Raw genomic sequence first — 26,705 nt, 5'->3', positions numbered from 1 at the left:
CTCACAAGACCGCGCGTTCGAGATCCTTGAGCGCGGTCTCGATGTGATCGATGAGGCTGGCCAGCCGCGGAACCGAGCGGCGGCAGCCGACGATGCCGAAGTCCAGATTCTCGGCCGTGCTGGTGACGGTGATATTCATGGCCTGGCCGTCGAACGGGATGGACAGCGGATAGTTGCGGTCCAGCCGCGCGCCTTTGACGTACACCGGTTTGCGCGGGCCCGGCACATTGGAGATGACCAGGTTGAACGGAACCCGCGGCAGGGACTGGAAGCCGGGGACGAACACCAGCGGCAGCGGCGCGAGCAGCAGGGCCGACAGCGCCATCGCCTCGAGCGGCGGCAGCTGGGCGAACACCTCCTTGGACCGCCGCATCGACGCGCTGATGGTCTGCAGGCGTTCGATCGGATCGGGCAGATGCGTGCCGAGATTGCACAGCAGCGCCGCGACCTTGTTGCCGTCGGAATCGGGTTCGGCGGTACCGCGGATGTTCACCGGCACCATCGCGGTGAGCGGCTTGTCCGGCAGGGCATTGTGTTCCAGTAGATAGGCCCGCAGCGCCGCGGCCGACAGCGCGAGTACGACATCGTTGACCGTCACGCCGGTCGCCTTGCGCACCGCGTGAATGCGTTCCAGCGGATAGGAACCCACCGCCACGCTGCGCGCCCCGCCGATCGGCACGTTGAACATGCTCGGCGGCGCCGACAGCGGCAGTTCCAACCGGCCCTCGGTCACCGCGCGCAGCGCCGCCGAGGCGGCCCCCACCCCGGTCGCCAAACGCGGTGCGGCCCGGCGCAATTGATCCCACACATCGACGCTCTCGCTCGGTTCGGGCCGACGCCCGCCGAGTGTCCAGGGCGCCCGCAGCCGGGAATCGAGCGGATCCTCGGTGAGGGTGCGCTGCAGTAGCCGCAGCGCCGATACCCCGTCCATCAGCGCGTGATGGACCTTGATGTAGACCGCGAACCGCTCCCGCGACAGCCCCTCGATGAGCCGCCCCTCCCACAGCGGACGATGCCGATCGAGCAGGCTCGAGTGCAGCCGACCGACCAGATCGAGCAGTTCGGAATCGCCGCCGGGCGCGGGCAGCGCGCAGCGACGCAGGTGATAGCCGAGGTCGACGCGGTCGGCGTGCGACCAGACGACACTGGAGAAATTGCCCAGGATCCGCCGCTGCTGCCTGCGGAAACGCGGGCGCACATCGGTGGCTTGCATCAGCTCGGCATACAGCGAGCGGGCGAAGTCCGGACCCGCGTCGGCGGGCGGTTCGAACAGCTGCAGACCACCGACATGCATGGGATGCTCTCGCGATTCGGCGGTGAGGAAGATCGCGTCGATAGGGTTCAGAAGGTCCATGGTTCCGCCTACGGGTGGACTGTGCTGGCCGATTGCGCGTACGGAACGGCTCCATTGCCCCCGTGTGGGTGAACTTCTGATTACCTTACCATCCAGGCGATTTCCCTACAGACAGTCGTCGTCCAGGTCCAGGGTGGTGCGGTCGAGGGAGTCCAGAAGATCGAATTGGGCTGTGGTGCGCGGCAATTCCCAACGGAAGAAATAGCGCGCGGCGGCCCGCTTACCGTCGTGGAACGAACCGGTTCGTCCGTGTGCGGCGACGGTCTGCGACAGCCAGATCCAGGCCAGCACCACATGGCCGAACGCCTCCAGGTAGGCCGCCGAATTGGCCAGTGCCAGATCGGGATCGGCGTCCTTCCAGAGGGTGGCGGTGGTGGTGGCGATGCGGCCGGTGGCCCGGGCGAGCGCGTCGGCGAAATCGCCGAGTTCGGCATCGGCGGTGGCGCGGGCGGCCGCGACCGTGGCGCCGATGGTCTCGAGCAGCACCGCCAGCGCGGCGCCGCTCTCGGCGATCACCGCCCGGCCGAGCAGATCCAGGCTCTGAATGCCGTGGGTGCCTTCGTGAATCGGGTTCAGCCGGTTGTCGCGGTAGTGCTGTTCGACGTCGTAGTCGCGGGTGTAGCCCGCGCCGCCGTGCACCTGGATGGCCAAATCGTTGGCGGCCAGACACCACTGGCTCGGCCAGCTCTTGGCGATCGGGGTCAGCAGGCGCAGCAGGGTGCTCGCGCGGGTGTATTCGGCCTCGTCGGTGGCGCTGCGCTGTTCGTCGATCAGGGTGGCGCAGTACAGCTGCAGAGCCAGGGCGCCCTCGGCATAGGACTTCTGCGCCAACAGCATTCGCCGCACGTCCGGATGCCGGGCGATCGGAATCTGGGGCGTCTCCTGTCCCTTGGCGGTGACCGCCCGGCCCTGCGGCCGATTGCGCGCGTAGTCGAGGGATTTCAGATAGCCGGTGTAGCCGAGCGCGGTGGCGGCCAGGCCGACGCCCAGGCGCGCCTCGTTCATCATGTGGAACATGTAGGTCAGCCCGCGGTTGGCCTCGCCGACCAGATAGCCGACCGCACCGGGCGCACCGCCGGGGGTGAACGCGCCGTCGCCGAAAACCGGTGCGGTGTTGACGGTTCCGCGCCAGCCCATCTTGTGATTGATGCCGGCCAGCACCACATCATTGCGCTCGCCGAGCGAACCATCCTCGGCGACAAGATATTTGGGAACGATGAACAGCGAGATGCCGCGCGTGCCCGTCGGCGCGCCCGGAATGCGGGCCAGCACCAGATGCACGATATTGTCCGCGAGTTCGTGATCGCCGCCGGAGATCCACATCTTGCGTCCGAAGATCCGGTAGCCGCCGTCGTCCTGGGCCACCGCCCTGGTGGTGATATCGGCCAGACTCGATCCGGCCTGTGGCTCCGACAGCGCCATCGTGCCGAACCAGCGACCCTCCACCATCGGCCGCACGAAGCGGTCGATCTGGTCGGGCGAGGCGTGCGCGGCGAGCAGATTGGCATTGCCCATGGTCAGCATCGAATAGCTGGTGGTGGCCACGTTCGCGGCGTAGAACCACGCCATACACGCGGTGAACACGGTGTGCGGCAACTGCATTCCGCCGACCCGCTCGTCCATTCCGGCCCCGACCAGTCCGGCCGCCGCGAAGGCGTCCAGCGCCTGCTTCACCTCGGGCAGCAGATGCACCTTCTCCCCGTCGAAGGTGGGTTCGCGCAGATCGTTGTCGCGATTGTGCGGCGCGAAATACCGCTCGGCCAGCTCCCGGCTGAGCTCGAGTACCTGGTCGAAGGTTTCGCGGGAGTGCTCGCGGTAGCGATCGCGGTCGGTGAACCGGCTCACGTCCAGCCACTCGTGGAGCAGGAACTCGAGATCGCGGGCGGACATGATGAGCGATGCCATGGCCCCAGCCTTCAGCGCGGCGGTCCGTCGCGCAACCGTGCGGCGTGGTTCGGATCGAAAAGCGGGGCCACGCAGCGTTCGAGCATGGCCCGCTCGTCCGCGTCGTCGTGGCCGGGCACGGTCAGCAGCGAGACGATGACCCGGGTCAGCCAGCGAGCGAGCTGGGCCTGATCGTCGAATCCGGCTCGCGAACCGAACAGCGATCCGGAGATGGCCTCGATGACCTGGGAGGTCTGCGCGATGCCGAGCGCGATGCCCGCGTCATCGGGGCGGAACCAGGCGATCAGCAGGGGATCGGAGCGCACCAGCCGCAGACTGGCCCGGATACCCGCGACGGCCCGCGCGCCCGGATCCTCGATACCGCGGATCTCGTCGGTGACCGCGGCGGCGACCCGATGAGCCTCGCGATGTACGAAGGCCGACTGCACGGCCTGGCGACTGTCGAAATACCGGTAGAGCGTGGCCCGGGAACAGCCCGCGGCCCGGGCGATATCGGCCATCTGGGTGGCGGCCACCCCGCGCTCGGCGAACAGTTCGGCGGCCGCGTCCAGAATGCGTTCGGCCGCCCGCAACGAGCGCGAATCATCGAGCCAGTTCACGACGCCGCCCGGAACGGGACGCTGACCGGCCATCGCACATAGGAGCCCTCGGCGTAGCGGACCCCGTCGAGATCGACACTGAAATCCGGGCAGCGGGACAGGAGTTCGCGCAGTGCGATGGTGGCCTGCATGCGGGCCGCGGCCGCGCCGAGGCAGTGATGGTTGCCGTTGCCGAAGGTGAGGATATTGCGCGGATTGCGGGTCACATCGAGTTCGCCCGCGTCCGAACCGAATCGGCGCTCGTCGTGGTTGGCCGAGGCGTACAGCAGCAGGACCCGGCGGCCCGCGGGGATGGTGACGCCCGCGATGTTCACGTCACGGGTGGTGGTGCGGGCCAAGCCCTGCACCGGCGAGGTGAGGCGCAGGAATTCGTCGACCGCGCCGGGGATCAGCTCCGGATCGTCGAGCAGGCGGCGGCGCTGTTCGGGGTAGCGAGTGAGCAATTGCACCGCGCCGCCGAGGTTTCCGGTTGTGGTGTCGTTACCGCCGGTGATCATCGTGAAGGCGAAGCCCAGGATGCGCAGGATGCCACCGGTATCGCCGTCCGCGCCCAGGCCCGAGGTGACCAGATGGGAGATGGTGTCGTCGGTCGGCTCGACGCGGCGGCGCTCGATCATGGTCGTGAAGTAGCCCATGAGCTCGCCGACCGCATCCTGCGCGTGCTGGACGCCGCCGGTTGCCGAGGCCGCCACGATGGCCTCGCTCCACTCGTCGAATTTGGGCCGATCCGGTTCGGGCACACCGAGATAATGCGCCACGACCATGGTCGGCAGCGGTTTGAACAGTGCCATCGAGATGTCGCCGCCGCCCGCCGCGCGCAGTTGCTCGATCCGATGGACGATGAAATCCGTTACGGCGGGTCGGATCTCGGCTACTTGGCGCGGCGTGAAGCCCTTGGCGACCCGGCGGCGGAACTCGGTGTGATCGGGGGGATCGGTGAATACGAAGGGCCGGTTCTCGCCAAGGCCGATCTCGCTCAGATTGTTGTAGTCGACGGTCAAACCCTGCGCGGAGGAGAATGTTTCGGGATCACGCACCGCCTCGTACACGTCGGTGTACCGGGACAGGACGTAATAGTCCTCGCCGTCGCGACCCGGCGGCGACACGTGATGCACCGGATCATGGTCGCGCAGAGCGGAATACATGGGCCAGGGATCGCGCCAGCTCTCGCCTGAGCGTAGTTCGAAGCGCGCGGCGCGAGACATCTCGTCGAGCATGTCTCGACGATAAGACGGCGCGTGTCAGTTGTCTAGAACTTGTTTCAATATGGGTTCGGTCGGCGGGGTCCGTAACCGCTCGGCGGCCCGTTCCAGCAGCTGACAGGCCGTCGCCTCGGTCACCGGATCGAAGCTGTGATACCACTGCGCGATCGCGTGGAACAGCGCCGGAGTCTCCAGGCAGATCACATTGTCGGCATGTGCGGCCAGCGCCCGCACCGGTCGGCACGAACCCACCGGCGCCGCGAACACCACCCGGGCCGCGCCGCGCTTGCGTGCCAGCAGACAGGCGGCGCGCGCGGTCGCGCCGCTGGCGACGCCGTCGTCGACGAGCAGCACCGTGCGATCGGCCAGCGACAGTCGTTCCTGAATGCGCCGGAAGCGAGCGGCCTTGCGCAGCACCGCTTCTCGCGCATCGCGCTCCAGCCGCACGCGCTCCTGCGGTCCGATGAAGGCCCGCACGAGCAACTCGTCGTCGACCACCCGTACCCCGCATTCGGCGACCGCCCCGAATATCAGTCGCGGACGTCCCGGCACCTCGAGTTTGTGCACGACAGCCACATCCATCGGGGTGCGCAGAGCGGATGCCACCTCGTACGCCACCGGTATGCCACCGCACGGCAACCCCAGCACCACCGTGCCCGGCCCACTGAACGCGCGCAGACGTTCGACGAGTCGGCGGCCGGCTTCGCGGCGGTCGAGGAAAGGCATTCTCACACCAGGCAGTCGAGAGTGGAAAGGGTGAGCCGCGGTTCTGGACTCGGGAAGACAGCTGGCAACTCTACGCGCAATCCGCCCGGTCATGGGGCGAATTGATCGCGAACTCCTTCCCATTCGGTATCGGTTCGGTGCGTGGATGCCCTGGTCACCGCATCGCGACGGCATCGTGGGCGAACCCCTTCGAGCTCCCGTACGATCGCGGGACAGGGCTCCGCGCAGCACAGGAGGAGGGGGAGGGAGCGTGAGATTTCGCGTACCCGCAGCGGTTCGCGGCTGGGTCGACTGGTTGCGCCGTTTCGCGGCGACCACGCCCGGCGCGATCGTCGCGATTGTCGCGGCAGCCGTCGTGCTGTGCCTGATTTCGGGTCTGGTCGGGGCAACGGAATCGCATGGCCGGACGGCTCGCCGCGATGCCGCGCTGCAACATTCCGAACCGCTGGCCGACGCCGCGCAGCGACTGTATGTCGCGCTGTCGAGCGCCGATGCCGCCGCGGCCACCGCGTTCCTGTTCGGGGGTGTCGAATCCCCGCAGGTACGTGGGCGTTACCAGCAGGCCCTGTCCGAGGCCGCCGCCGCGCTGGCGACGACGACCGCGGGCGCCGACGATGCCGACAGTCGAGCGATCGTCGCGCACATCATCGCCGATCTGCCGGTCTACACCGGACTGGTGGAAACGGCGCGGGCGAACAATCGGCAAGGTTTTCCGGTCGGATCCGCCTATCTGCGCGAGGCCTCGGATGTCATGCAGAATTCGTTGCTGCCCAACGCATCCCGACTGACCGCGCAGCGGATGGCGGCGGTGCGCGACGATCAGCGGGCCCTCACCGGACCGCCCTGGTTCGCGGTGATATTGCTGCTGATCGTGATCGGCGGCGCGATCGCGGCCTCGCGAATTCTGCTGCGACGCACCAATCGCCGGGTGAATCTCGGACTGGCGGTGGGTGCGTGCGCCGCGGTGCTGGCGCTGCTGTGGATCATCGTGGGCACGGTCGTCGCCAGGGGCGCGATCGATACCGGCCGCGGCGGCCCGGCCGTGCGCGGCGAAAACCTGGCGCAGGCCCGAATACTCGCGCAGCAGGCGCGCACCGACGAGATGCTGGAGTTGATCACCCGCGGCGACACCACCGACACCGAGCGCGATTTCGGCGCGAAATCCGAGCGGCTGGGCGCTGTCCTGACCCAGGTCGGCCGCGGCGATTCGCCCGCGCATCAACAGCTCCTGCGATGGTTGGAGGGCCATCGAATCCAACTCGATCACTACAACGCGGCGCGGTATCGCGAGGCCGTGGACCAGGCCATCGGTCCCGGTCCGGAGGCCTCGACGCGGCGATTCACCGAATTGGACACCTCGCTGCGCGACGATCTGGCCGCCACCCGCGCCGAGCTGCGCACTCAGCTCGGTGCGGCCGGGGATGCCTGGTTCGGCTCCGCGGCGGGCACACTGGTGCTGATGGTGTTCGCGGCCGCCGGCGTCGTCGCCGGGTTGTGGCCGCGACTGAAGGAGTTTCTGTGAGTGGCGGGCATGGGTCGCGCGCGCTGGCGTTGGTCGCGATCGCGTGGTTGATGGCGGGCTGCGGCGCGGATCCGGGGGTACCGCAGCCGCCCGCGGTATCGGCGGTCGCACCCGCGCCGCCCAAGGCCGCGCGCATCACCTCGGCGCCGGCGGCCGACGGCGGCTGCGACGCTCAGGCCAGCCTGCGGCCGGGTCCGCAACCCAAACCCGGTGCGATGCCGCCGGATTCGGCCATGGCCCGGATCGTAGCCAAGGGCCGGGTGACCGTGGGCGTGGATCAGAACACCTATCTGTTCGGTTTCCGCAATCCCGCCACCGGTCAGCTCGAGGGTTTCGATATCGATCTGGCCCGCGAGATCGCCCGCGATCTGTTCGGCGATCCGGATCGGATCGAACTGCGGTCGGTCTCCACGGCCGATCGGGTGCCCGCGTTGCAGAAGCATCAGGTCGATCTGGTCGTGCGCACGTTCTCCACCACCTGCGATCGGCGTCGCGACATCGACTTCTCGGCCGTGTACTACCAGGCGGCACAGCGCATTCTGACCCCACTGGACTCGAAGGTGAACGGTAAGGCCGATCTGAGCCGTAAACGGGTATGTGTGACCTTCGGCGCGACCTCGGCTCGCCCGCTGTTCGATATGCCCGATCCGCCGGAGGTGCACGGCGTGGAGAATTGGACCGACTGCCTGGTGCAGTTGCAGCAGGGACAGGTCGACGCGGTCAGCACCGACCAGCCGATTCTGGTCGGATTGGCCGCCCAGGATCGCAATCTGCGCGTGGTCGGCGAGCCGCTGGGCCGGGAATCCTATGCGGTCGGCGTGCCCAAGGATCAACCCGAGCTGGTGCGTTTCGTCAATGGCGTGCTGGAACGCATTCGCGCCGACGGCACCTGGCAGCGTCTCTACGATCAACATCTGACCCAGTTGGGCCCCAGCCCGGGTCCGCCCGTTCCGAGCTACAGCGGGTGAGCCGCCGATGAATGTGCTCACCGTCGCCGAGATCGATAACGAATTGGCCGTGCGCGCACGGGAAATCGACGCCATCACCGCGACCCTGCTCGAATTGGACAAACATCCCGGCCTGACGCTGCTGCGCGGCTACACCCCGACCGGGGCCACCGCCTCGCGCTGGGTTTCGATGCGGCAGCGGCTGGATCTGATGTGGGAGGACTTCGGGCGGTTGCAGTCGATTCTGGACCAGGCTCGAACCCTGCGCGCCCAGCACGCCAGACCGGGGGATACCGAGCGGATGGAACTCACGCGGCTGCTGCGTGACCGCCCGCACGAGCTGTCGCGAGTGCCGATTCCGATGGCCGAGCGCTCCCTCACCGGACCCAGCGAGCGCGTGCTGTTCGTCGGCATCGCCGACACGCTGGACCGAATGCGGGCGACCTTCCCCGAGATCGCCGAATTCCTCGACGCCGTGGACGCGGTCAACAGTCGCGTGCTGTCGGGGCTGGCGCCGCTGCAAGCCCAGCTCGACCGATTCGGTGGCGCGACCGCGGAACTGCGGGCGATCGCCGAGGGCGTCGCGGATCTGGCCACGCACTCGGCCACGGATCCGCTGGCCTTCACGGTGACCGAAATAGATGCCCGGATAGCGCGGTTGGCCGAACGATTGCGCCGGGAGGCGATGTCGCTGGCCGAACTGCGCGATCTGACCGAGAACTGGCAGCCGGGCGTCGCCGAGACCCGGGCCCGCCTGATCGACCTGCGCACCGCCTACGAGCGCGCCGACGCCGCCCGGGTGGAAGCGGAACGGAAGATCCTCACCGCTCCGATCCCGCGTCATGAGAACCTCGCCGCTTCCCTTCGCGCGGAACTCGAAGCGCTTGCCGCGCAATTCATTTCAGGTGTGCCGCCATTGTCCGCGGCCGCCGCCCTGCTGGATCTGCGCCTCCGGATCTCCGGTGCGCTCGAGACGGCGCTGGCCGATGAGCAGCTCGGGCGCGGGCTGCTGGACCGGCGGACGGAGTTGCAGGGCCGGCTGGTGGCCTACCAGGCCAAGGCGGCCCGCCTGGGGGTGAGCGAGGATCAGGACGTGCTGTCGTCGAACCGAATCGCCACCGGCCTGCTGTCGCGGCGACCGTGCGATCTGGCGGCGGTAACGCGTGCGGTGGCGGACTACCGGCAGATCATCGCGGAGAAATCTGGGAGGCGCGAATGAACTGCGATGAAAAGGGCTGCGACGGAACGATTGTCGATGGCTACTGCGATACGTGCGGCACCGCGCCGACGGCCCCCGATCCGGCCTGTCGTGAGCCGGGCTGCGGCGGGACTGTCGTCGACGGCTACTGCGATACCTGCGGCACCGCGCCGAGCGTCGCGGTGTCGACCGGAACCGTGCGGACCTCGGCCACCTCGCGGTCGGTGCGTACTCGATCCACCTCGAGTCGCTCGCGGCGCGGTCGGCTCGGGGCGGGCATGGTCGAGGTGCCCCGGGTTGCGCGGGTCGATCCGGCCACGGCCGTGCTCGACGATCCGCAGGTGCCGGAGAACAAGCGGTTCTGCGCCGGATGCGAACGGCCGGTCGGGCGGTCCCGCGAGGGCTCGGCGGGACGCACCGAGGGATTCTGTGCGCACTGTGGGACGCGATTCTCCTTCTCGCCCAAGCTGTCCGGTGGGGATCTGGTGGGCGCACAGTACCGGGTGGCGGGTCCGCTCGCGCACGGTGGACTGGGTTGGATCTATCTGGCCACCGACACCAAGGTCGACGATCGCTGGGTGGTGCTGAAGGGCCTGCTCAACGCGGGCGACCGCGACGCCATGGCGGCCGCGGTGGCCGAGCGCCGGTTCCTGGCGCAGGTCGAGCATCCGAATATCGTGAAGATCTTCAACTTCGTCGAACATCACGGCACCGACTACATCGTCATGGAATACGTCGGCGGCATATCGCTCAAACAGCTGCTGCGCCGCCGCCGCGAATCAGAGGGCTCCCCGCTGCCGCCCGCCCAGGCCATCGCCTACGTGCTGGAAATGCTTCCGGCACTGGGCTATCTGCATTCCCTCGGCCTGGCCTACTGCGATTTCAAGCCCGACAATGTGATGCAGACCGACGAACAGCTGAAGCTGATCGATCTCGGCGCGGTCATGGCGATGGACGACGAGAACAGCGCCATCTACGGCACCGCCGGATATCAGGCCCCCGAGATCGCCGATACCGGGCCGACCGTCGCCAGTGAGGTCTACACCGTCGGCCGTACGCTGGCCGTCCTCATGCTGACCATCCCGCAGCGCGACGGACATTTCGCCGAACTGCCCGGCCCGGCCGCCGAACCGCTGCTGGCCCGGCATGACTCGCTGTACCGATTCCTGTTGCGCGCCACCGATTCCGACGCCGGAACGCGTTTCGCGTCGATGGAGGAGGCGGCCGATCAGCTGACCGGGGTGCTGCGGGAGGTCCTCGCGGTCGAGGACGACACCCCGCGGCCCGGCCTGTCGGTGAACTTCGGTCCGCCGCGCGCGGTATTCGGCGCGTCCGGGGACTCTCTCGGCGATATGCGGGCGATCGTGGCCGCCCAGCCCGTGCCGCTGGTCGATCCGGGCGATTCCGGTGCGGGCCTGCTTGCCACCACCGACGGCAATACCGTCGCCGAGCTGGAACCCGCGTTCGAGGCCGGCTTGCGTTCGGTGGTCACCGGAACGGCCGAATCGGTGGAGATTCCGCTGCGGCTGGTGCGCGCGGCCCTGGAGGCCGGTGACGCGCCGGAGGCGCAGCGCCGCATCGACGAGCTGACCGAAACGCTGGGCGAGGACTGGCGACTGTCGTGGTATCGAGGGCAGGCCCGCCTGCTGGCTAATGAATACGACAGCGCCGCGGCCGAATTCGAATCCGTCTACGCCACGCTGCCCGGTGAGGCCGCGCCCAAACTGGCGCTGGCCGTCGCGGCCGAACTCGCGGCGCGCCACGGCGTCGAACCGGAGATCGAGAGTGCCAGGGCCGCACGCTATTACGAGCTCGTGTGGCGCACCGATCGGGGATATGTGAGCGCCGCCTTCGGTCTCGCGCGGCTGCGCCGGGCCGAAGGGGACGGCGCGGGCGCGGTCGCCGCCCTGGATCAGGTACAGCCGTCCTCCTCGCTGTACACCGAGGCGGGGATCGCGGCCGTGGAAACCCTGCTCGCCGAGGATGATCCGGACGCGATCACCGAAACGCTGTTGCGCGAATGCGGCGGCCGTATCGAAAGGCTGACCATCGAATCGAAACGCCGCGCGGCCCGGATCCGGCTGCGAGTTCTGGAGGCCGCGCTGGCCTGGCTGACGTCGGGACACGCTCCGGCGCAGCGTGATCCACTACTCGGTAGGCCACTCGACGAGGCGGGGGTGCGGGCCGGAATGGAACGGTGCTATCGCGAACTCGCCCACGAGACCGACGATATGTGGGACCGGTTCGAACTGGTCGACCGCGCGAATGCGGTACGTCCGAGGTCGACGCTGTGAGCGGGGTGTGCCCCGGTTGCGGGGCGGGGGTGCGGATCACCGATCGGTTCTGTGAGGAATGCGGGCGGGAGCTGGCGATCAGCCGGGCGGCCCTGCCCGATCTCGTCATCGATCCCGCCGCGGTCTGCGGGGCCTGCGGGGCCGGGGACTTCGATGCCGACGGATACTGCACCGCATGCGGTGAACTGCGCCGCCCGCCCGATCGCAGCAGCGCGGATCTGGGCGGGGTGCATCTGGTAACCGATCGCGGAAAGGTGCACGCCCGCAACGAGGATGCCGTCGCGGCGGCCGTACTCGGCGATCCCGGCGGCGGTTCGGCCGAGGAATCGGCGCCATCCGATGACGACTCGACGCGGACCGCCGTGGATCCGACAGGCGGCGATTCCGCCACCGCCTCGGCCGTGGTGATCACCGTATGCGACGGGGTGTCGACCTCCGAGGATCCGCAGGCCGCCTCCGGGGCCGCGGCGCGGGCGGGTGTGGATGCCTGCCTGGGCGCACTCGCCGCCGACCGCCCGGTGGAGGAGGCGGTGATGGCCGGGCTGGAATCGGCCTTCCAGGCCGTGCGCGAGGTATCGATGGCCGCGGGGCACAGCCCGTCGTGCACCTATGTCACCGCGGTGTTACGGCCCAGCGGGACAGGCGAATTCGATATAACGGTCGCGAATGTGGGTGACAGCCGCGCGTATTGGCTGCGCACCGACGGCACCACCGCCTGTCCGTCCTCGCGGCGGCTCACCGTGGATGATTCGTGGGCTCAGGCGCTGGTCGACGCCGGGGCGATGGACGAGGTCGCGGCCATGCGCGATCCGCGCGCCCACGCCCTGGTTCGCTGGCTCGGCGCGGATTCCGATCACAAGGCCGCCGATACCGCCGTCCGCACGCTGCGGGTCCGCGGGCCGGGCGTGCTGCTGCTGTGCAGCGACGGACTGTGGAACTACCTGCCCGATCCCATGGACCTGGCCGCCATAGCCACCACCGCGCCGCCCGCCACCGCCGCCCGCAACCTCGCCGATTACGCCATGCATTGCGGGGGCGGGGACAACATCACCGTCGCTGTCGCTCCGGTGAACTAACAGCCAGGAGAGCAATCGTGAGTTCAGAGCAGCGCGAGGGCATTTCGGTCGTCGTGGACCAGAATCCCTATCTGGCCGAGGGTGCGGATACGGTCGACGCGGTCGTGACCGTGGAAACCGGCGGCGAGTTCGCGGTGGCCGCGCCCGCGCCGGAACGGTTGGAGATCATCATCATCGACTGCTCCGGTTCGATGGGCGCGGGTGATCGGTTCCCGGGCGCGCGCCGGGCCACCGTCGCCGCCCTGGACGAATTGCCGGACGGCACCCTGTTCGCCATCGTGTCGGGCACCTCGGAGGCGCAGGTGGTCTATCCCCGGCGCGGCCCGCTGCAGCGCGCCGATCGCGAATCCCGTACGGCCGCAAAGCATGCGCTGGACAAACTGAAGCCCTACGGCGGTACGGCCATGGGCACCTGGCTGGGGCTGGCCCGGCAGGTCGCGCAACAGCATCCGCAGGCGATGGCGCATGCGATCCTGCTCACCGACGGTAAGAACGAACACGAATCACCCGAACAGCTCGCGACCGAGATCGCGCAGTCGCAGGGGCATTTCACCTGCGACTGCCGCGGCGTCGGATCCGATTACGTGGTGGCCGAGCTGCGTTCGATCGCCTCGGCCCTGCACGGTTCGGTGGATGTGGTGAAGGCGGGCTCGGAACTGGCCGCCGACTTCCAGGCCATGATGCGCACCTCCCTCGCCAAGACCATTCCCGAACTGACGCTGCGGGTTTGGACTCCGGCGGGCGCGACGGTGCGCTTCGTCAAGCAGGTCGCGCCGACCATCGAGGATCTCACCGCTCGCCGGGTCGAGGCCGGTGCGCAGGTGGGGGAGTACCCGCTCGGCGCGTGGGGCGCGGAGGAGCGCGACTATCACGTGCAGGTCCGCGTCGAACCCGCGGCGGCGGGTCGGGAGAAGCTCGCGGCGCGCATCAGCGTGGTCTCGGGCGCGGAGGTGGTCGGTCAGGGCCTGGTCAAGGCGGTCTGGACCACCGATACCGAACTCTCGGCGCGCATCAGCCGTCGGGTGGCCCACTACACCGGTCAGGCGGAGCTGGCCCAGGCGGTGCAGGAGGGACTCGCGGCGCGCAAACACGGCGATATCGAGGCCGCCACCGCCATGCTGCAGCGCGCGGTGGTCCTGGCCGCCGAATCCGGTAACGACGACACCGCCAAACTGCTGCGCAATGTCGTCGAGGTGGAGGAGCACACCAATACGGTGCGGTTGCGCCGTACCGTCGACGCCTTCGACGAGGCCGCCCTCGACGCGCGATCGACGAAAACGGCTCGGGTACGAAAGGAATCGTGATGGTCACCTGTCCGGAGGGGCATCCCAGCGCGACCACCGACTACTGCGATGTCTGCGGCGAGGCGATCGGCGCGCAGCCGCCCCGGCAGGAGGCGATGGGCGAATGTCCGGCCTGCGGTGCGCCCATCGCGGGCCGGTTCTGCGAGGCGTGCGGTCATGATTCGGCCCTGCCGCCGCCCTCGCGGGTCGCGCCGACCGTGGTGATCGGCACCGGTACTGCGGCGCAACCCACTGTGGTGCAACCGGTTTGGGTGGCCACGGTGGTGGCCGATGAGGAATTCTACGAGCGAGTGCTGGCCCGCAAGGGTCCCGACGCCGATCGCGTCGAATTCCCGTCCTACTATCCGCCGCGCCGAATCATCCTGCACGGCAGCGATTTTCTGATCGGCAAGCACAGCGTGTCCCAGGGCGTGCAGCCCGAGATCGATCTGGGTATCGCCCCGGTCGACATCGGCGTCTCCCGCGCGCACGCGCAACTGCGCCTCACCCCGGACGGCATCACGGTCACCGATCTGGGTTCCACCAACGGCACCTCCCTCAACGGCACCGACGATCTCATACCGCCGAATACCCCGGTGCCGCTCGAGGCCGGTGCGCGTATTCACGTGGGCGGCTGGACGACCATCACCCTCACGGTCGAGCCTCCTGCGTGAAACGGCTTGTGGCCCGCAGTGTTTCGACCAGCTGCGCCGGGGCCTTGGCGGGTGAACCGGCGTCGTAGGGTGGCTGCGGATCGTATTCGATCATGAGCTGGATCGCCCGCGCATGCTCGTCACCGGCGATCGTGCCGAGCAGTCGCAGTCCCATATCGATTCCGGACGAGACGCCCGCGGCCGTCACGTATTTGCCGTCGACGACCACCCGATCGGAGGTTGGACGCGCGCCGAGCCGGGCCAGCTCGTCCAGCGCCAGCCAATGGGTGGTCGCCCGGCGGCCGCGCAGCAGGCCCGCGGCGCCGAGCAGCAGCGCGCCCGTGCAGACGGAGGTCGTCCAGAGGCTGGTGGCGTCGGTATCGCGCAGCCAGTCCAGCAGCCGGTTGTCGGTCATCTGCTCGGTCTGGCCCGGGCCGCCGGGCACCACGACGATGTCCGGGCTGGTCACCTCGTCGAAGGAACGGTCGGCGACCATGGTCAGGTAGCCGGTGTCGCTGCGCCGCGGTCCGGCCTGTTCGGCGACGAAAACCGTCTTCGCGTCGGGGAGTCGGCTGAGCACCTCGTAGGGGCCGACCGCGTCGAGGGCCGTGAACCGGTCGAAGAGGACGATCGCGATCTGCATGACGCTGCCTTTCGTCGGGTCCGGTCCACCAGTGCTACCACTCGGACAAAGCACACCGATCGGACTCTCGGCTTGTTCTATCGGATGAAATCGACGCGGGTCATTCATAGGCCTGGACAAGCGAGGTGTTGGCGCTCACATTTACACTGCCCCGATCAGTAGTACAAGGAGCAATCGACATGCCAGCTAGTCCAGCCACGAGCGGCTTCTTCCGTCGCAAACCCATCGAGTTGATCGAAGACGAGGCCAGCGGCCTGCAGCGGGCCCTCGGCCTGTGGCAGCTGACCGCGATCGGCGTCGGTGGAATCATCGGCGCCGGTATCTTCGCCCTCGCCGGTGCGGTCGCGAACGAGAAGGCCGGGCCCGCCGTGCTGATCTCATTCCTCATCGCGGGTGTCGCCAGCGCCGCGGCCGCCCTGTCCTATGCCGAATTCGCCGGGCTGATCCCGAGAGCGGGCTCGGCCTATACCTACGGCTACGCGGTGCTCGGTGAGCCGGTCGGCTGGTTCATCGGCTGGGATCTGCTACTGGAGTACACCGCGATCGTCGCGGTGGTCGCCATCGGTATCTCCGGTTATATCTCGTTCCTGTTGGAGCAGTTGCATATTCACCTGCCGGTGTGGATGCTGGGCGCGCCCGGCACCGGGGCCGGACACAAGGTGGACGTGTTCGCGGCGCTGCTGTGCCTGTTGATCGCGTTCATGCTGAACCGCGGGATCAAGGCCGCGGCGCGATTCGAGACGATCGTGGTCGCCATCAAGGTCGTGGTGGTGTTGATCGTGATCGTGGCCGGGGCGTTCTACATCAAGTCCGGCAACTACTCGCCGTACTTCCCGTTCGGCTTCGGTGGCGCGGTGACCGGTGCGTCGACGGTGTTCTTCGCGGTGTTCGGTTACGACGCCATGTCGACGGCGGCCGAGGAGTCGGTGGACGCCAAACGGCATATGCCCAAGGCGATCATCTACTCGCTGATCATCTCGATGGTGCTGTACGTACTGGTGTGTCTGGTGCTCACCGGTATGCAGAAATACTCCGAGATCAATCCCAAGAGCGGGCTGTCCTCGGCGTTTCAATCGGTCGGCCTGCCCGGGCTGGGCAGCCTGATCGCGGCGGGCGCGATCGTCGGCATCATGACCGTGCTGTTCACGTTCATGCTCGGCGTCACCCGCGTGTGGTACTCGATGAGCCGGGACGGCCTGCTGCCCAAGTGGTTCGCCAAGACCCACCCCGTGCGCAAGGTCCCGACCCGCATCACCTGGATCGTCGGCATCGCCTCGGCGATCATCGCGGGCCTGCTCCCCATCGGCCAGGTGGCCGAGCTCACCAATATCGGCATCCTTCTCGCCTTCGTGGTGGTCTGCGCCGCGGTAATCGTCCTGCGCTACCGCCAGCCCGACCTCCCCCGCACCTTCCGCACCCCCTTCATGCCGGTAATCCCCCTGGTAGGCATAGCCTTCTCCATCTGGCTGATCACCTACCTCGACCCGGTAACCTGGCTCCGCTTCGCCGCCTGGTTCATCCTGGGCATGATCATCTACCTCGCCTACAGCCGCCGCCACTCCATCCTCGCCACCGGCGGGGACCAGCCGACATCGGAATCGGCCCCGGTCAGCTGACGAGTCCCCGGCCCGGACTCCGTCCGGGCCGGGGAGAGTGGGAGGGCTGCGTCGGGGAGAGTGGGAGGGCTGCGACATGTTGTTTGTTTGAGTCCAACCGAGTTCTCTTACGGGCCAACTCGTTTCCCGTTGAGCTTGCTGTCTTGCCGAGGGCTCCAACATCTTTCCTGCGTGAGCGTCGGCCTTCTCCCGTGCAGTTTCCAATTCCGTTCCAGGCCAGGGCTTCGCCTTGTTCCCCGCCCCGTCCGCGCAGCGGGCGGGGCGGGGAACGGGTTATCGGCGGGGGTTCAGGGTCAGGGCCGTGATCAGTAGGGCTGCGCCGGACCAGCCCCAGGGGGAGAGGTGGTCGTGGAGAACGACTATGGACAGGAGGGTGGCGGTCAGGGGCTCGAGGAGGGCTGCCAGGGATGCGAAGAGGGGGGTGGCTGTGCGTAGGCCGTGGAAGTAGGCGGTGTAGGCGATTGCGGTGGGGAAGGCTCCCAGGTAGGCGGCTGTGGTCAGGGTGGTGGGGGTGAGGGGGAGGGGCATGCCTACTGTGAGGGCCAGGGGGGTTAGGAGGAGGCCGCCGGTCAGCATGCCGAATGCCGTGGTGCGCAAGGGGTTCAGATGGGGGACCGGGGTGGTGGTGAGCAGGGTCAGGGCGGCAAAGCCCACGGCTGAGGCCAAGGCGAAGGCCGTGCCGAGTAGGAGGTGCCAGCCGGTGGTGGTTCCGATTCGGGACCAGGTGAGGAGGGTGAGGCCGGTGAGGGCGATGGTTATCGAGAGGAGGCTGGTCGGGTCGGGCCTGCGGCGGTTGCGGATTCCGGCGCCGATCGCTACGAAGACCGGCAGCATGCCGATGGTCGCCATGGTGGCCATGCCTACCGAGATATATTGCACCGCAATGAAATAGCCTGACTGATAGAAGCCGAGCAGGGCGCCGGTCACGAGGATCCGACGTGCCGCGGCGCGCGTGCGCGGTAGTTGCCGGAGGCCGCCGGACAGCGCGAGCAGCGCCACCGCGAGCCCGCCGCCGAGCAGTAGCCGGTAGGCGGCGACGGACAGGGGGTGTAGACCGGTTTGGAGGGCGAGCAGATTGCCCGCCAAACCGCCTGTGCCCCAAAGGATTGCGGCGATTATCAGGGCCGCCGAAGAACGGTCGCGCGCGGGCGCGACGACGTCGATGGACATATGAGGAAGTGCTCCTGCGTCGAAGGATGTGGGAATCGACGACGCGGGGCGGATGCAACCGATGCCGGTACCGCGAGCGGATACCGCGAATCAGTCGAGCGGATCTACCTACTCGACTCGGAAACCACCCCGCTCAGGCGGCGGGGGGCGGAGTGACTGTGAAGATTCGGTGCACGATCGACACTCTAGACGAACCTCGGTCACCGGAAGAAGGCGTTCATCCCCGGCACATCCGACAGGAAGCTCTCGATCTCCGCGATCCGCCCGTCGCGCACCCGGCACACCGTCGCCACGTACTCGTCGAGCGCCACGTCCGCGCGCCGGGCCGTGTTGTGCAGTGACAGCGCCACATTGTCCCGGCTGGTGAGGATGTGCAGCAGTTCGAACCGCAGGCCGTATCCGGCGATCGCGCGCGCTCGCTCGACGATGCCGTCCGCGCCGACCGCGGTACCGGAGATGGCATTGTCACCGGGCAGCGTCCAGGTGGCGTCCTCGTGCAGCAGCGACCGCAGCGCGGCCCAGTCTCCGGAGGTGAGTGCGGTGTGCAGGCCGCGGCCGACGGTCTCGGTGACGGTCATATCGATACTCCTCGATCGGGCGTGAAACTAAAGCAAAGAACTTTGCGTTACCGAACGCTACGCCGAGCTTCGGTCTAACGCAAACATCATTGCGTTAATATGGACAGCATGACCAGCGACACCCGACCCCGCCGACCGGGCGGCCGCAGCGCCCGGGTGTGCGCCGATGTCCATCGCGCCGCAACGGAACTGGTCGCCGAACTCGGGGCCGATCAGGTGACGATCCCGGTGGTCGCGAACCGAGCCGGTGTCACCGCGAGCACCGTCTATCGCCGCTGGGGCACCCTGGCCGCCCTACTCGCCGATATCGCCGCCCACTCCGCGGAGCGGGCCCCCGAGCCGACGGGTGAGCTCGCCGGAGATCTGGCGAACCATGCCGCGTGGACCCTCGCCGAACTGTCCCGCCCGGGCGGTATCGCCTTCTTCCGCGCCGAGGTCGCCACCGATGTCGACGAGCGGCGAGCGGGCCTGCGCGAGTGCCTGATTCGCGTCGGTTCCCGATTCGACACGGTGCTCGATTCGGCGCGCGCCCGTGGCGAGAATCCGCCATCGCTCGAGGCCGTGCTGGATCGGATCGTCGCCCCGCTCTACTTCCGCGTCGTGTTCTCGATGCCGGGCACCGACGAGACCTACGCGCGCGAACTGGCCGCGGCACTGCTCGCCGAGTGACTGTGTCCAATTGGACACGGTGTGTCCAATTGGACACGCCGAGGAAATGAAACGAGTTCGAGTTACACGCGTGTAAGACTGGCGATGCACAGTAATGCTCTCCTCATTACAGGAGGACCGTCTATGACGAATTCTGTTGCACCGCTCGATCTGCCCAAACCCCTGGTAATCACCCTGGGGAATCTGAAGGGCGGCGTCGGTAAGACCACTTCCGCTTTTTTCCTCGCCGGCTACTTCGCGCAGGTGCATCAGCTGCGCGTGCTGGTGATCGACGCCGACCCACTCAGTCAGACCGGATACTCCTGGTACCGGAGGTTGCTCAAGGGCGAGATCGAAGTGCCGTTCACCCTCATCGCATTCCCGTCCCGACATGTCGACGATTGCATCGCCGACAATGCCGCGGACTACGACGTGGTGATCGTGGACGCCGGTGGTGAATCCGCGGAGATCTTCAAGGCCGCAATCCCCTCGACCGACGAGCTCATCCTGTTGACGAGCGTGAGTCCATCGGAGGTGAAACGAGTGCCGAGTACCTATCGGGCTGCCGAGGAGGCGGCCGCCGACGCGGCCCGCGAAATACGGGTCCGCGTGCTCATGACAAAAGTTCCGGTGACGATGAAGAACGGTGTCAACGTCTCCACGGAATATCGCACCCAGCGTTCGCATCTCGAGGATGCCGGGTATGAGGTTTTCGAGTCCTATCTCAGTGCGTGGAAATGGTATCGGGAAGCCGCCGACGGGGAAGTCGGCGAGGGCGCCGAGAATCCACTCCACGATCTGGGTGAATATCAGCAGGTGGGCGAGGAATTGGTCAGCCCGTACCGCGTCGCGCTGGGGGTGCCCGCCTGATGCCTCCGCAACGCAGGAAATCCAGTATCGGCGGGGCCGCCGCCGCCAATCCGCTGGCCGATACGGCCGAGCACACTCCGCCGGTATCGCCGTTGCGCGATGCCGAATGGCGTCGTTCCGGCGCCACGTTGACAGTGGTCCCGGCGGTGCCGGATCCGGCGGCCACCGTATTGAACATGCCACTGCCCACGGCCGGTGAGGGCCCGCTCGACGAGCGGGAGCACGATCAACTCGCGGCCTGCGAAACCTCGATCGGCACGTTACGGCTGGCGTTCTGGGCGGCCGGACGGGCGCTGCAGATCGTGCGGGACGGCCGGTTGTATCGCGACGCCTACGCCACCTTCGACGATTACGTGGAACAGCGGTGGGATATGCAACGCTCCTACGCCCACAAGCTGATTCGCGCTTGGCCGCTGGCCGCCCGACTGCATCCGATGGCGCCGGGAATCAATGAGGGTCAGATCCGGGAATTACTCCCGGTGGCGGCCGAGCACGGCGAAGAGGCCGCGGTCACGGTCTATGCGACATTGGCCGCGAGCGAGCAGAAGGTCACCGCCGGAAAGATCCGCGAGGCGATTTCGGTCCTGCCTCGTCAATTCGAGAGCGATCAGGTGGTGCGCCATCTGCAGTCCTGGCTGCGGGGCGAATTGCATCAGCCCGCAGAGGATCGTCCGGTGGATTTGTTCAGCACCGTGGAATCACGCCTGGCCGCGCTGAGCCGCCGGGTCGTGAAGAGTTCGAGCGACGATCCGAATGCGGCTCGCGAATTCGCCGCGAAATTGCGGGATCTGGCTGCGCGCATCGAACAGCAATTGAGCGCCTGACCGAACCGCAGAAAATGCCCCGCAGTGGAAAAACAATCCACAGCGGGGCATTTCTTCGTAATCTGTTGGTTTTCGATTGTTTATCGCGTTGTTATCAATAAATGCACGTTCGGTGTTTGTAATTGTTTTGGGGCGGGCGAATGATGGTTTCTCGGATCCGCTGTAGCGAATGCACATCGCGACGTTTTTCGAAACTGTTCGGAACGCCGGGCGACCGCCCGGGCTTTCGAAGGAAGAATCGGAGGACCGCATCATGGCAGGAAGCAGCGAAGGCCGAACTACCCGCATACTGCGGCCGTTGTTCTGGTGGATCATGGCGGCCGCGGTAATCGTTCTCGGCGCGATCGGCGCCCTGATGTTCAGTGCGGGGCAGGCTTCGGCGCAGACGATCACCTTCCCGGGTATCGGCGTCATCGATATTCCCGGTGAGATCGCGACCCCCGGCCCCGTGCCGGGTGCGCTGATCGCCATTCCCGAAGACGTTGCCCCAGCGGCCGTTTCGCAGGCCCAGCAGATCGGCGCTCCGGAAGCCATTCCGGGCACACTCGCCGACGCGGTGCCCGCCGATGTCCAGGCCGCCGTCCAGGCGCTCGTGCCGGGCTTCGACTTCCGTTCTCTGCCACAGCTTCCCGGCCTGGCCCCGCGGCCGGAGCCCTCCGCCCCGGCCGCGACGCCGGAGAAGAGTCACGGACAGCTCGCTGTCGAGGCCGCCGAATCCAAGCTCGGCTCCTCCTACTCCTTCGGCTCCGCCGGCCCGGACTCCTTCGACTGCTCCGGACTCGTGCAGTGGTCCTACGAACAGGCCGGCGTCGAATTGCCCCGCACCAGTTACGAACAGCTCGACGCGGGCACTCCGGTCGGCCTGGACGAATTGCAGCCGGGTGATCTGGTGTCGTTCTACGGCGGCGATCACTCCGCGCTCTACGCCGGTGACGGCCAGGTGATCCACGCCGCCACCAGCGGAACCGGAGTGGTGATGTCGCCCATTACGGAGATGCCGGTGACCGGAGCGCGCCGTTTCTGAATCACTCTGCGCGCCAATCAAATCACGTCTGCAAATGTGCTTGCATATGGCCTTTCGCGATGCTCGAATCGAGGGACTGGTCGAATCTCGTCTCGACTGCGACTATCTATTCGGTGCCGAAATCACGTTGCGGCACAAGGCAGGCGAGGATACTGAGAAAGATCGGCGGGTTCGTGGAGGGGAAGCAGGTGGTCGACCACAACCGCGCGAATTCCGGCGATGGGCCGTTCGGCCCGATTCGCCCGGAACATGCGACCGACGGCTGGGCGCTGGCCGGTGGTCCCGCGGAATGGTGGCTGACCAAGAATTTCGGCGACTATCGCGCTCGGGTGAAGGCGACCACCCGCACCACCTGCGCGTGGCGAATCGGCAGACAGGACGGCAGCCTCCTGCGGGAGGCCTCGGCGCGATCGGTCGACGACGCCAAGACCTCCGCGGACGAGTGGATCGGCAACGGCCATCATTCCGGCTGAGCGAATCGGCTCAGTGCCGCGAGATGTCCTGACGCGGCCACTGCCGCCCGCTGGCGGCCAACTCCGGATCGACCACCGGCAGGGCCCGTTCGGCGGAGCTCCGCTCGGCGGAGTCGATCTCCGCCAGACCCACCAGCACGATCAGCATCATGGTGACGAGGGTGACGATCACGATCAACGGCGTGAGCAACTGCATCGGATCCGAACCACCGGGCACGGAATCGTGATGTCCGTGTTTGGCGTTCATGGCGGCCATTCCGGTGTAATGCATTCCGCATACCGCCACGCCCATGATCAGCGCCGCGCCGATGGTGGCCGCGAAGCCGCGCAGATGCAGCACGAACCACAGCGCCACGGTCGAGGCCGCCACGGCGATCACGATGGACAGCGCCACCAGGCCGAGCCGATAGTGCACCACCGCCGTCGACCGCATGCCGTACATGCCGAGGTAGTGCATCGCGGCCACGCCCAGTCCGGTGACCGCGCCGCCGATCGGCAGCGCGAAGATCTCACGCCGCCAGCGCACGACGATCGATAGGCCGACCCACACCACCAGGATCGCGATGGCCGCGCTGAGCAGTGTGATGGTCATGTCGTAGTGGATGGTCACCCCGACGATCGCGAAGCCGAGCATCGCGGTGAAGTGCATGACCCAGATGCCCGCGCCGCCGAGCGCCACCGCCGCGGCGATCAACCAGCCGCCGGGCCAGCGGGCCGTGCGGGCGTGGAAGGCGCAGCGCAGACCGAGCACCGAGCCGATGACCGACATCAGATAGGACAGGGCCGGGGTGATCCAGCCATGATTGAAATGGTCCAGTTGCAGCAACACGGAACTCCAATGTGATCTATCCGTTATATGACAGTCAGATGCTGCGGCGTGGTTGCCGGACGCACCTTGTGTACGAAATCGCGACGCAGCTCGGGATAGGGCTCGCCTGGTTCGGAGAAGTTGCGGCGCATATGCGCCAATTCGCTTGCGCGATAGGCCGACAGCGGTCGCTCGGCCTCGTCCGCGGCGCGGCGCTGCTTCTTGATGATCAGTCGATCTGCCAATTCCATTGTGGCCGCTAGATTTTCGGCGTCGCGACGCACCCTGGACCAAAATTGCTCGGCGTCGCCGGGTAGGGCGCGATCCACCAGACCCAGCTGCGCGGCCGCCCGGGCGCCCACGGGCAGGGCCTCGCGGGTGAGTCGTTCGGCCTCGGCCGCGCCCACCCGCCGCGGCAGCGTGTAGGTCCAGTACTCCGAGCCGTGCAGGCCCATCAGGCGGTAGTGCGGATTGAGCACGACCGATTCGCGGCACCACACCTCGTCGGCGGCCAGCGCGAGCATCACCCCGCCCGCCGCGGCATTACCGGCCAGCGCCGCGACGACCAGTTTGTCGGTGGTGGTGAGAATCGCCTCCACCAGATCGTTCATGGCGTTGATGTTGTGCCAGGACTCGGCGGCCGGATCCGCGGCCGCCTCGATCACATTGAGATGGATGCCGTTGGAGAAGAAGTCGCGGCCCGGACCCAGTACCAGGACCTCGACCGGACGCGTGCAGGCGTGGCGGTACGCGGCCAGCAGTCGGCGGCACTGCGCGGTGCTCATCGCACCGCCCGGGAAGGCGAATTCGAGGTAGCCGACCTCGTTCTCCTCGCGGTAGCGCAGCTCCGACCAGGTGTCGCGACCGGCGGCCTCGGTTGGGGTGACGGGCGCCTCGGGGACGGCGGGCAGATCCGAGCCGAGCGCGAGCGTCGCGGGTAGTTTGTACGTCGGCGGGCCGCCCGGCGTGCGGCGAGATCGCAACTGCGGCAACCACACCGCGCCGTCGACGGTGGCGCGGCAGATCGCGCCGTCGCGGGTCGCGAGCACCGCGCCGGGCACACCCCGCAGCCGATCCTCGGGATGGCCGCCGTGCACGAAGTACTCCCGGCCGAACAGTTCGTCCAACACCCCCGGCTGCGAATCGGCGGCGCGCAGTTTGCGCAGTACCGTGGCGGTGTCGTCGGCGGTCCAGTCGATCCGCCGCTGAGTCTGGTCGTGATAGGGGCGCAGCCGCCCGCGCACATCGGGCCGGGTGTAATCCAGCGGTTCGGGCTCGAATGTGCCGGAGGCGTAACGACGCACGGCCGTCAGCACAGCGCGCACCGCGGCGTCGGCGACCTCGTTGCGATAGAGCTCGCTCTTACCGCACGCGGCGACCGCGAACGGTTCGGTGGCCCAGATCGGCCCGGCGTCCATCTCGGCGACGGCCTGCAGTACGGTGACCCCCCACGACCAGGCGCCCTCGTGGATGGCCCAGTCCAGCGAGGACGGCCCGCGATCGCCCTTCGGTCCGGGATGCACGATCAGCACCGGGTACGCGGTCCAGATATCCTCCGGAATCGCGGTGGTCAACATGGGCGCGAGAATCAGCTCCGGTTCGAATTCGGCGACCCGGCCGCGCAGCGAATCGTCGCCGAGCGCCAGTTCGACCCCCACCCGGTGACCGCGTTCACGCAACTCGGTGTAGACGCGCTGCGTGAGACTGTTGAATGCGCTGGCGACCAACAGGATCCGCACGTTCCCTCCTCATCCGGCTGTCGGGTGTAAAGCTGAATGAAGAAGTTAGCCCGATATGTCTGCGCACGCATCTTGTTGCGCGCCTTGCAATACCGTACTTTTGGTATGAAAAAACCCTGCGCGGCAATGTTTTTGACAAGGTGACTTGCATCACGCCGCCCGGTTCCTATGAACACTCGGAACAGTTTGTTGCCCAGTGTATTACGCGAGAGTTCATCGATAGTTTCAGTGAAATATGGTCCAAGCTGGTCGGTTTGGCTGGCGGCGCGCCGCCATCGCTTAGGGCTAACTTCTCGCATCTCAGGCTGATCTCAGGTTGATGATCTACTATCCGACTACGTAGATAGGTCGCTATGCCGGTGGTGACCAGGTAACACGACGGCAGAAAGGCAATGTGGCCATGACGCGAAGTGTTCTGACGACCGAGTCGGCAACGCAGCAGATTTCATCCGTTAGCGCACGCAGGGCAAACGGCAGTCGCCGACGGATATCGGCATTCGCCGCGATTCTCGCCATCGCCACCGCGGCCTTGACGGCCCAGGCGGCCACCGCCGGGGCGGAATCCACTGTGCGCGAGGGTAATTCGAAGGGCTCCTCGTGGAGCGATCACGTCGCCGACCCCAACGGCTATCGCCATACCGACTCGAATTCGACGTGGCAGGCCCAGCATCGCGACAATCGCCGCGATTACCACCGCGACCGCGTTCAGGATCTCGACACCCGCTACGTCGGTCCCGGGGGCGGTGTCGGCGCGGGTGACAAGCTGTGTCGTCCGCATGCCAATTGGTGCTGATCCGCGGTGGGACGATCGCCCTGTGCGGCAGCGATTCCGCTGCCGCACAGAGCGTTTCCTTTATGTCAGATTGCCGTTGTGGCACAGCGAACCCGTGCGCCAGGTGGGTTCGGGGCGCTGGGAGGCGGCGTCGAAGTTCCATTCCGAGATCGGCGCGACGGCCTTCCAGTAGAGCCTGCCGTCCCGATGCGCGACGGCCTGGTAGATGTCCTCGGTGCCCGCGATCAGTTGATTGCCCGTGCAGTAGTCGGTGTAGCTGGTTCCGGGTTGGCGCGCGCCGCCGCTGAACAGTCCGGTGGGATCGGTGTAGGCGCCCGGATTCGCGACGGTGCTCGGCTGGGTGGTCGGTGCGCCGCGAAACCAGTGCGGCGCGGCGGCATTGTCGATGCCACAGGTGAAACTCCGCCCGCCCGCGACGACCACGGACCCCTGGGTGTACGGCGCACCGGCCCACAGGCAGCTCGGTCCGCCGCGGGTGACCGCCGTGGCGACCTCGGCCTGTGCCGTGGCGGCTGCGAGGCCGATGGCCAATGCGGTGACCGCCGGTAGGGCGAGGATCGCTCGTCGGATGCGCGGTGCTGGGGTTCGTCTCATGGCGTCGTTGCCCTCCGGATCATCTACTATCTACGTACGTAAATAGTAGATGATCTTCCTGAGGGCCCACTGAGGATTAGTTCCCAGCCGGAAGCTCTCGTGCGCCGAATACCTACCGGTGCGCCTCATCCTGAGGGGCACACCACCTCGGATACAGGTTGGTGCC

The 26,705-nt window shown here is 67.3% G+C and carries 25 protein-coding genes; 14 read left to right on the top strand and 11 right to left on the bottom strand.

The window, feature by feature from the left end; all coding sequences use genetic code 11:
• Position 1: 1 nt before the first annotated feature.
• The 5 genes from NP4_RS31865 to NP4_RS31845 all read right to left on the bottom strand — a co-directional run bounded on the left by NP4_RS31865 (position 2) and on the right by NP4_RS31845 (position 5,786).
• A complete protein-coding gene (locus tag NP4_RS31865) occupies positions 2–1,354 on the bottom strand; it encodes a WS/DGAT/MGAT family O-acyltransferase (protein WP_068005853.1) in 1,353 nt (450 codons plus the stop codon).
• 105 nt (positions 1,355–1,459) lie between these two features.
• Positions 1,460–3,259 (bottom strand): acyl-CoA dehydrogenase, encoded by a 1,800-nt coding sequence (locus NP4_RS31860; protein ID WP_068005851.1) that lies wholly within the window; start codon positions 3,257–3,259, stop codon positions 1,460–1,462.
• Positions 3,260–3,270: 11 nt separating this feature from the next.
• Positions 3,271–3,891, bottom strand: coding sequence for a TetR/AcrR family transcriptional regulator (locus NP4_RS31855; protein WP_068005850.1), 621 nt, complete (start codon positions 3,889–3,891; stop codon positions 3,271–3,273).
• Positions 3,855–5,075 (bottom strand): cytochrome P450, encoded by a 1,221-nt coding sequence (locus tag NP4_RS31850; protein WP_082876394.1) that lies wholly within the window; start codon positions 5,073–5,075, stop codon positions 3,855–3,857. The genes NP4_RS31855 and NP4_RS31850 overlap by 37 nt, the downstream gene beginning before the upstream one ends.
• A 24-nt stretch (positions 5,076–5,099) precedes the next feature.
• Positions 5,100–5,786, bottom strand: a complete 687-nt coding sequence (locus tag NP4_RS31845; RefSeq protein WP_068005846.1) for a phosphoribosyltransferase — start codon at positions 5,784–5,786, stop codon at positions 5,100–5,102.
• Positions 5,787–6,036: 250 nt separating this feature from the next.
• On the opposite strand from NP4_RS31845, the gene NP4_RS31840 reads away from it, so the two are divergent.
• Genes NP4_RS31840 through NP4_RS31810 form a run of 7 tightly spaced genes read left to right on the top strand, consistent with a single transcriptional unit; the run spans position 6,037 to position 14,780 of the window.
• Entirely contained in the window at positions 6,037–7,308 is a 1,272-nt protein-coding gene (locus tag NP4_RS31840) for a GlnX family signal transduction membrane protein (protein ID WP_245998665.1), read from the top strand.
• 50 nt (positions 7,309–7,358) lie between these two features.
• Positions 7,359–8,276, top strand: a complete 918-nt coding sequence (locus tag NP4_RS31835) for a glutamate ABC transporter substrate-binding protein (RefSeq protein ID WP_068005916.1) — start codon at positions 7,359–7,361, stop codon at positions 8,274–8,276.
• A 7-nt stretch (positions 8,277–8,283) separates the two neighbouring features.
• Positions 8,284–9,474 (top strand): hypothetical protein, encoded by a 1,191-nt coding sequence (locus tag NP4_RS31830; protein ID WP_068005841.1) that lies wholly within the window; start codon positions 8,284–8,286, stop codon positions 9,472–9,474.
• A complete protein-coding gene (locus tag NP4_RS31825; RefSeq protein WP_068005839.1) occupies positions 9,471–11,747 on the top strand; it encodes a serine/threonine-protein kinase in 2,277 nt (758 codons plus the stop codon). Before NP4_RS31830 ends, NP4_RS31825 begins: the two co-directional genes overlap by 4 nt.
• A complete protein-coding gene (locus NP4_RS31820; protein ID WP_068005838.1) occupies positions 11,744–12,823 on the top strand; it encodes a PP2C family protein-serine/threonine phosphatase in 1,080 nt (359 codons plus the stop codon). Before NP4_RS31825 ends, NP4_RS31820 begins: the two co-directional genes overlap by 4 nt.
• A 17-nt stretch (positions 12,824–12,840) precedes the next feature.
• Positions 12,841–14,127 (top strand): vWA domain-containing protein, encoded by a 1,287-nt coding sequence (locus NP4_RS31815; RefSeq protein ID WP_068005836.1) that lies wholly within the window; start codon positions 12,841–12,843, stop codon positions 14,125–14,127.
• A complete protein-coding gene (locus tag NP4_RS31810) occupies positions 14,127–14,780 on the top strand; it encodes an FHA domain-containing protein (RefSeq protein WP_068005834.1) in 654 nt (217 codons plus the stop codon). Before NP4_RS31815 ends, NP4_RS31810 begins: the two co-directional genes overlap by 1 nt.
• Here the strand turns inward: NP4_RS31810 and NP4_RS31805 are convergent.
• Positions 14,758–15,402, bottom strand: coding sequence for a DJ-1/PfpI family protein (locus tag NP4_RS31805; RefSeq protein ID WP_068005827.1), 645 nt, complete (start codon positions 15,400–15,402; stop codon positions 14,758–14,760). The two genes, NP4_RS31810 and NP4_RS31805, sit on opposite strands and share 23 nt — an antisense overlap.
• Positions 15,403–15,581: 179 nt before the next feature.
• Here NP4_RS31805 and NP4_RS31800 point away from each other — a divergent pair, with 179 nt between their 5' ends.
• Positions 15,582–17,018, top strand: a complete 1,437-nt coding sequence (locus tag NP4_RS31800) for an amino acid permease (RefSeq protein WP_068005824.1) — start codon at positions 15,582–15,584, stop codon at positions 17,016–17,018.
• 273 nt (positions 17,019–17,291) lie between these two features.
• Here NP4_RS31800 and NP4_RS31795 read toward each other — a convergent pair whose 3' ends face one another.
• The gene (locus tag NP4_RS31795; RefSeq protein WP_068005822.1) at positions 17,292–18,188 is read right to left on the bottom strand and encodes a DMT family transporter; all 897 of its coding nucleotides are present in this window, start codon (positions 18,186–18,188) and stop codon (positions 17,292–17,294) included.
• 200 nt (positions 18,189–18,388) lie between these two features.
• Positions 18,389–18,766, bottom strand: coding sequence for a nuclear transport factor 2 family protein (locus NP4_RS31790; protein WP_068005820.1), 378 nt, complete (start codon positions 18,764–18,766; stop codon positions 18,389–18,391).
• 108 nt (positions 18,767–18,874) lie between these two features.
• On the opposite strand from NP4_RS31790, the gene NP4_RS31785 reads away from it, so the two are divergent.
• From NP4_RS31785 to NP4_RS31765, 5 genes are all read left to right on the top strand, one after another.
• Entirely contained in the window at positions 18,875–19,435 is a 561-nt protein-coding gene (locus NP4_RS31785; RefSeq protein WP_068005914.1) for a TetR/AcrR family transcriptional regulator, read from the top strand.
• Positions 19,436–19,558: 123 nt separating this feature from the next.
• Entirely contained in the window at positions 19,559–20,284 is a 726-nt protein-coding gene (locus tag NP4_RS31780) for a ParA family protein (RefSeq protein ID WP_068005818.1), read from the top strand.
• Positions 20,284–21,108 (top strand): hypothetical protein, encoded by an 825-nt coding sequence (locus NP4_RS31775; protein WP_068005815.1) that lies wholly within the window; start codon positions 20,284–20,286, stop codon positions 21,106–21,108. Before NP4_RS31780 ends, NP4_RS31775 begins: the two co-directional genes overlap by 1 nt.
• A 532-nt stretch (positions 21,109–21,640) precedes the next feature.
• Positions 21,641–22,132, top strand: coding sequence for a C40 family peptidase (locus tag NP4_RS43565; RefSeq protein ID WP_425464089.1), 492 nt, complete (start codon positions 21,641–21,643; stop codon positions 22,130–22,132).
• 173 nt (positions 22,133–22,305) lie between these two features.
• Complete coding sequence (locus tag NP4_RS31765) at positions 22,306–22,605, top strand: hypothetical protein (protein WP_068005813.1); 300 nt, start codon at positions 22,306–22,308, stop codon at positions 22,603–22,605.
• A 10-nt stretch (positions 22,606–22,615) separates the two neighbouring features.
• Here NP4_RS31765 and NP4_RS31760 read toward each other — a convergent pair whose 3' ends face one another.
• Both NP4_RS31760 and NP4_RS31755 read right to left on the bottom strand, forming a co-directional pair.
• Positions 22,616–23,434: an MHYT domain-containing protein gene (locus tag NP4_RS31760; RefSeq protein ID WP_245998662.1), complete on the bottom strand. Its 819-nt coding sequence runs from the start codon at positions 23,432–23,434 to the stop codon at positions 22,616–22,618.
• 23 nt (positions 23,435–23,457) lie between these two features.
• A complete protein-coding gene (locus tag NP4_RS31755; RefSeq protein ID WP_068005812.1) occupies positions 23,458–25,152 on the bottom strand; it encodes a hydrogenase maturation protein in 1,695 nt (564 codons plus the stop codon).
• A 400-nt stretch (positions 25,153–25,552) separates the two neighbouring features.
• Here NP4_RS31755 and NP4_RS31750 point away from each other — a divergent pair, with 400 nt between their 5' ends.
• Complete coding sequence (locus NP4_RS31750; RefSeq protein ID WP_147288093.1) at positions 25,553–25,945, top strand: hypothetical protein; 393 nt, start codon at positions 25,553–25,555, stop codon at positions 25,943–25,945.
• 60 nt (positions 25,946–26,005) lie between these two features.
• On the opposite strand, the gene NP4_RS31745 is transcribed toward NP4_RS31750, so the two are convergent.
• Positions 26,006–26,539, bottom strand: coding sequence for a hypothetical protein (locus tag NP4_RS31745; RefSeq protein ID WP_147288092.1), 534 nt, complete (start codon positions 26,537–26,539; stop codon positions 26,006–26,008).
• Positions 26,540–26,705 lie beyond the last annotated feature (166 nt).

Source organism: Nocardia pseudobrasiliensis NBRC 108224, assembly GCF_001613105.1.
GTDB lineage: Bacteria > Actinomycetota > Actinomycetes > Mycobacteriales > Mycobacteriaceae > Nocardia > Nocardia pseudobrasiliensis.
Note: the sequence above shows the minus strand (reverse complement) of the source record. Positions and strands in the feature narration are given on the sequence as shown.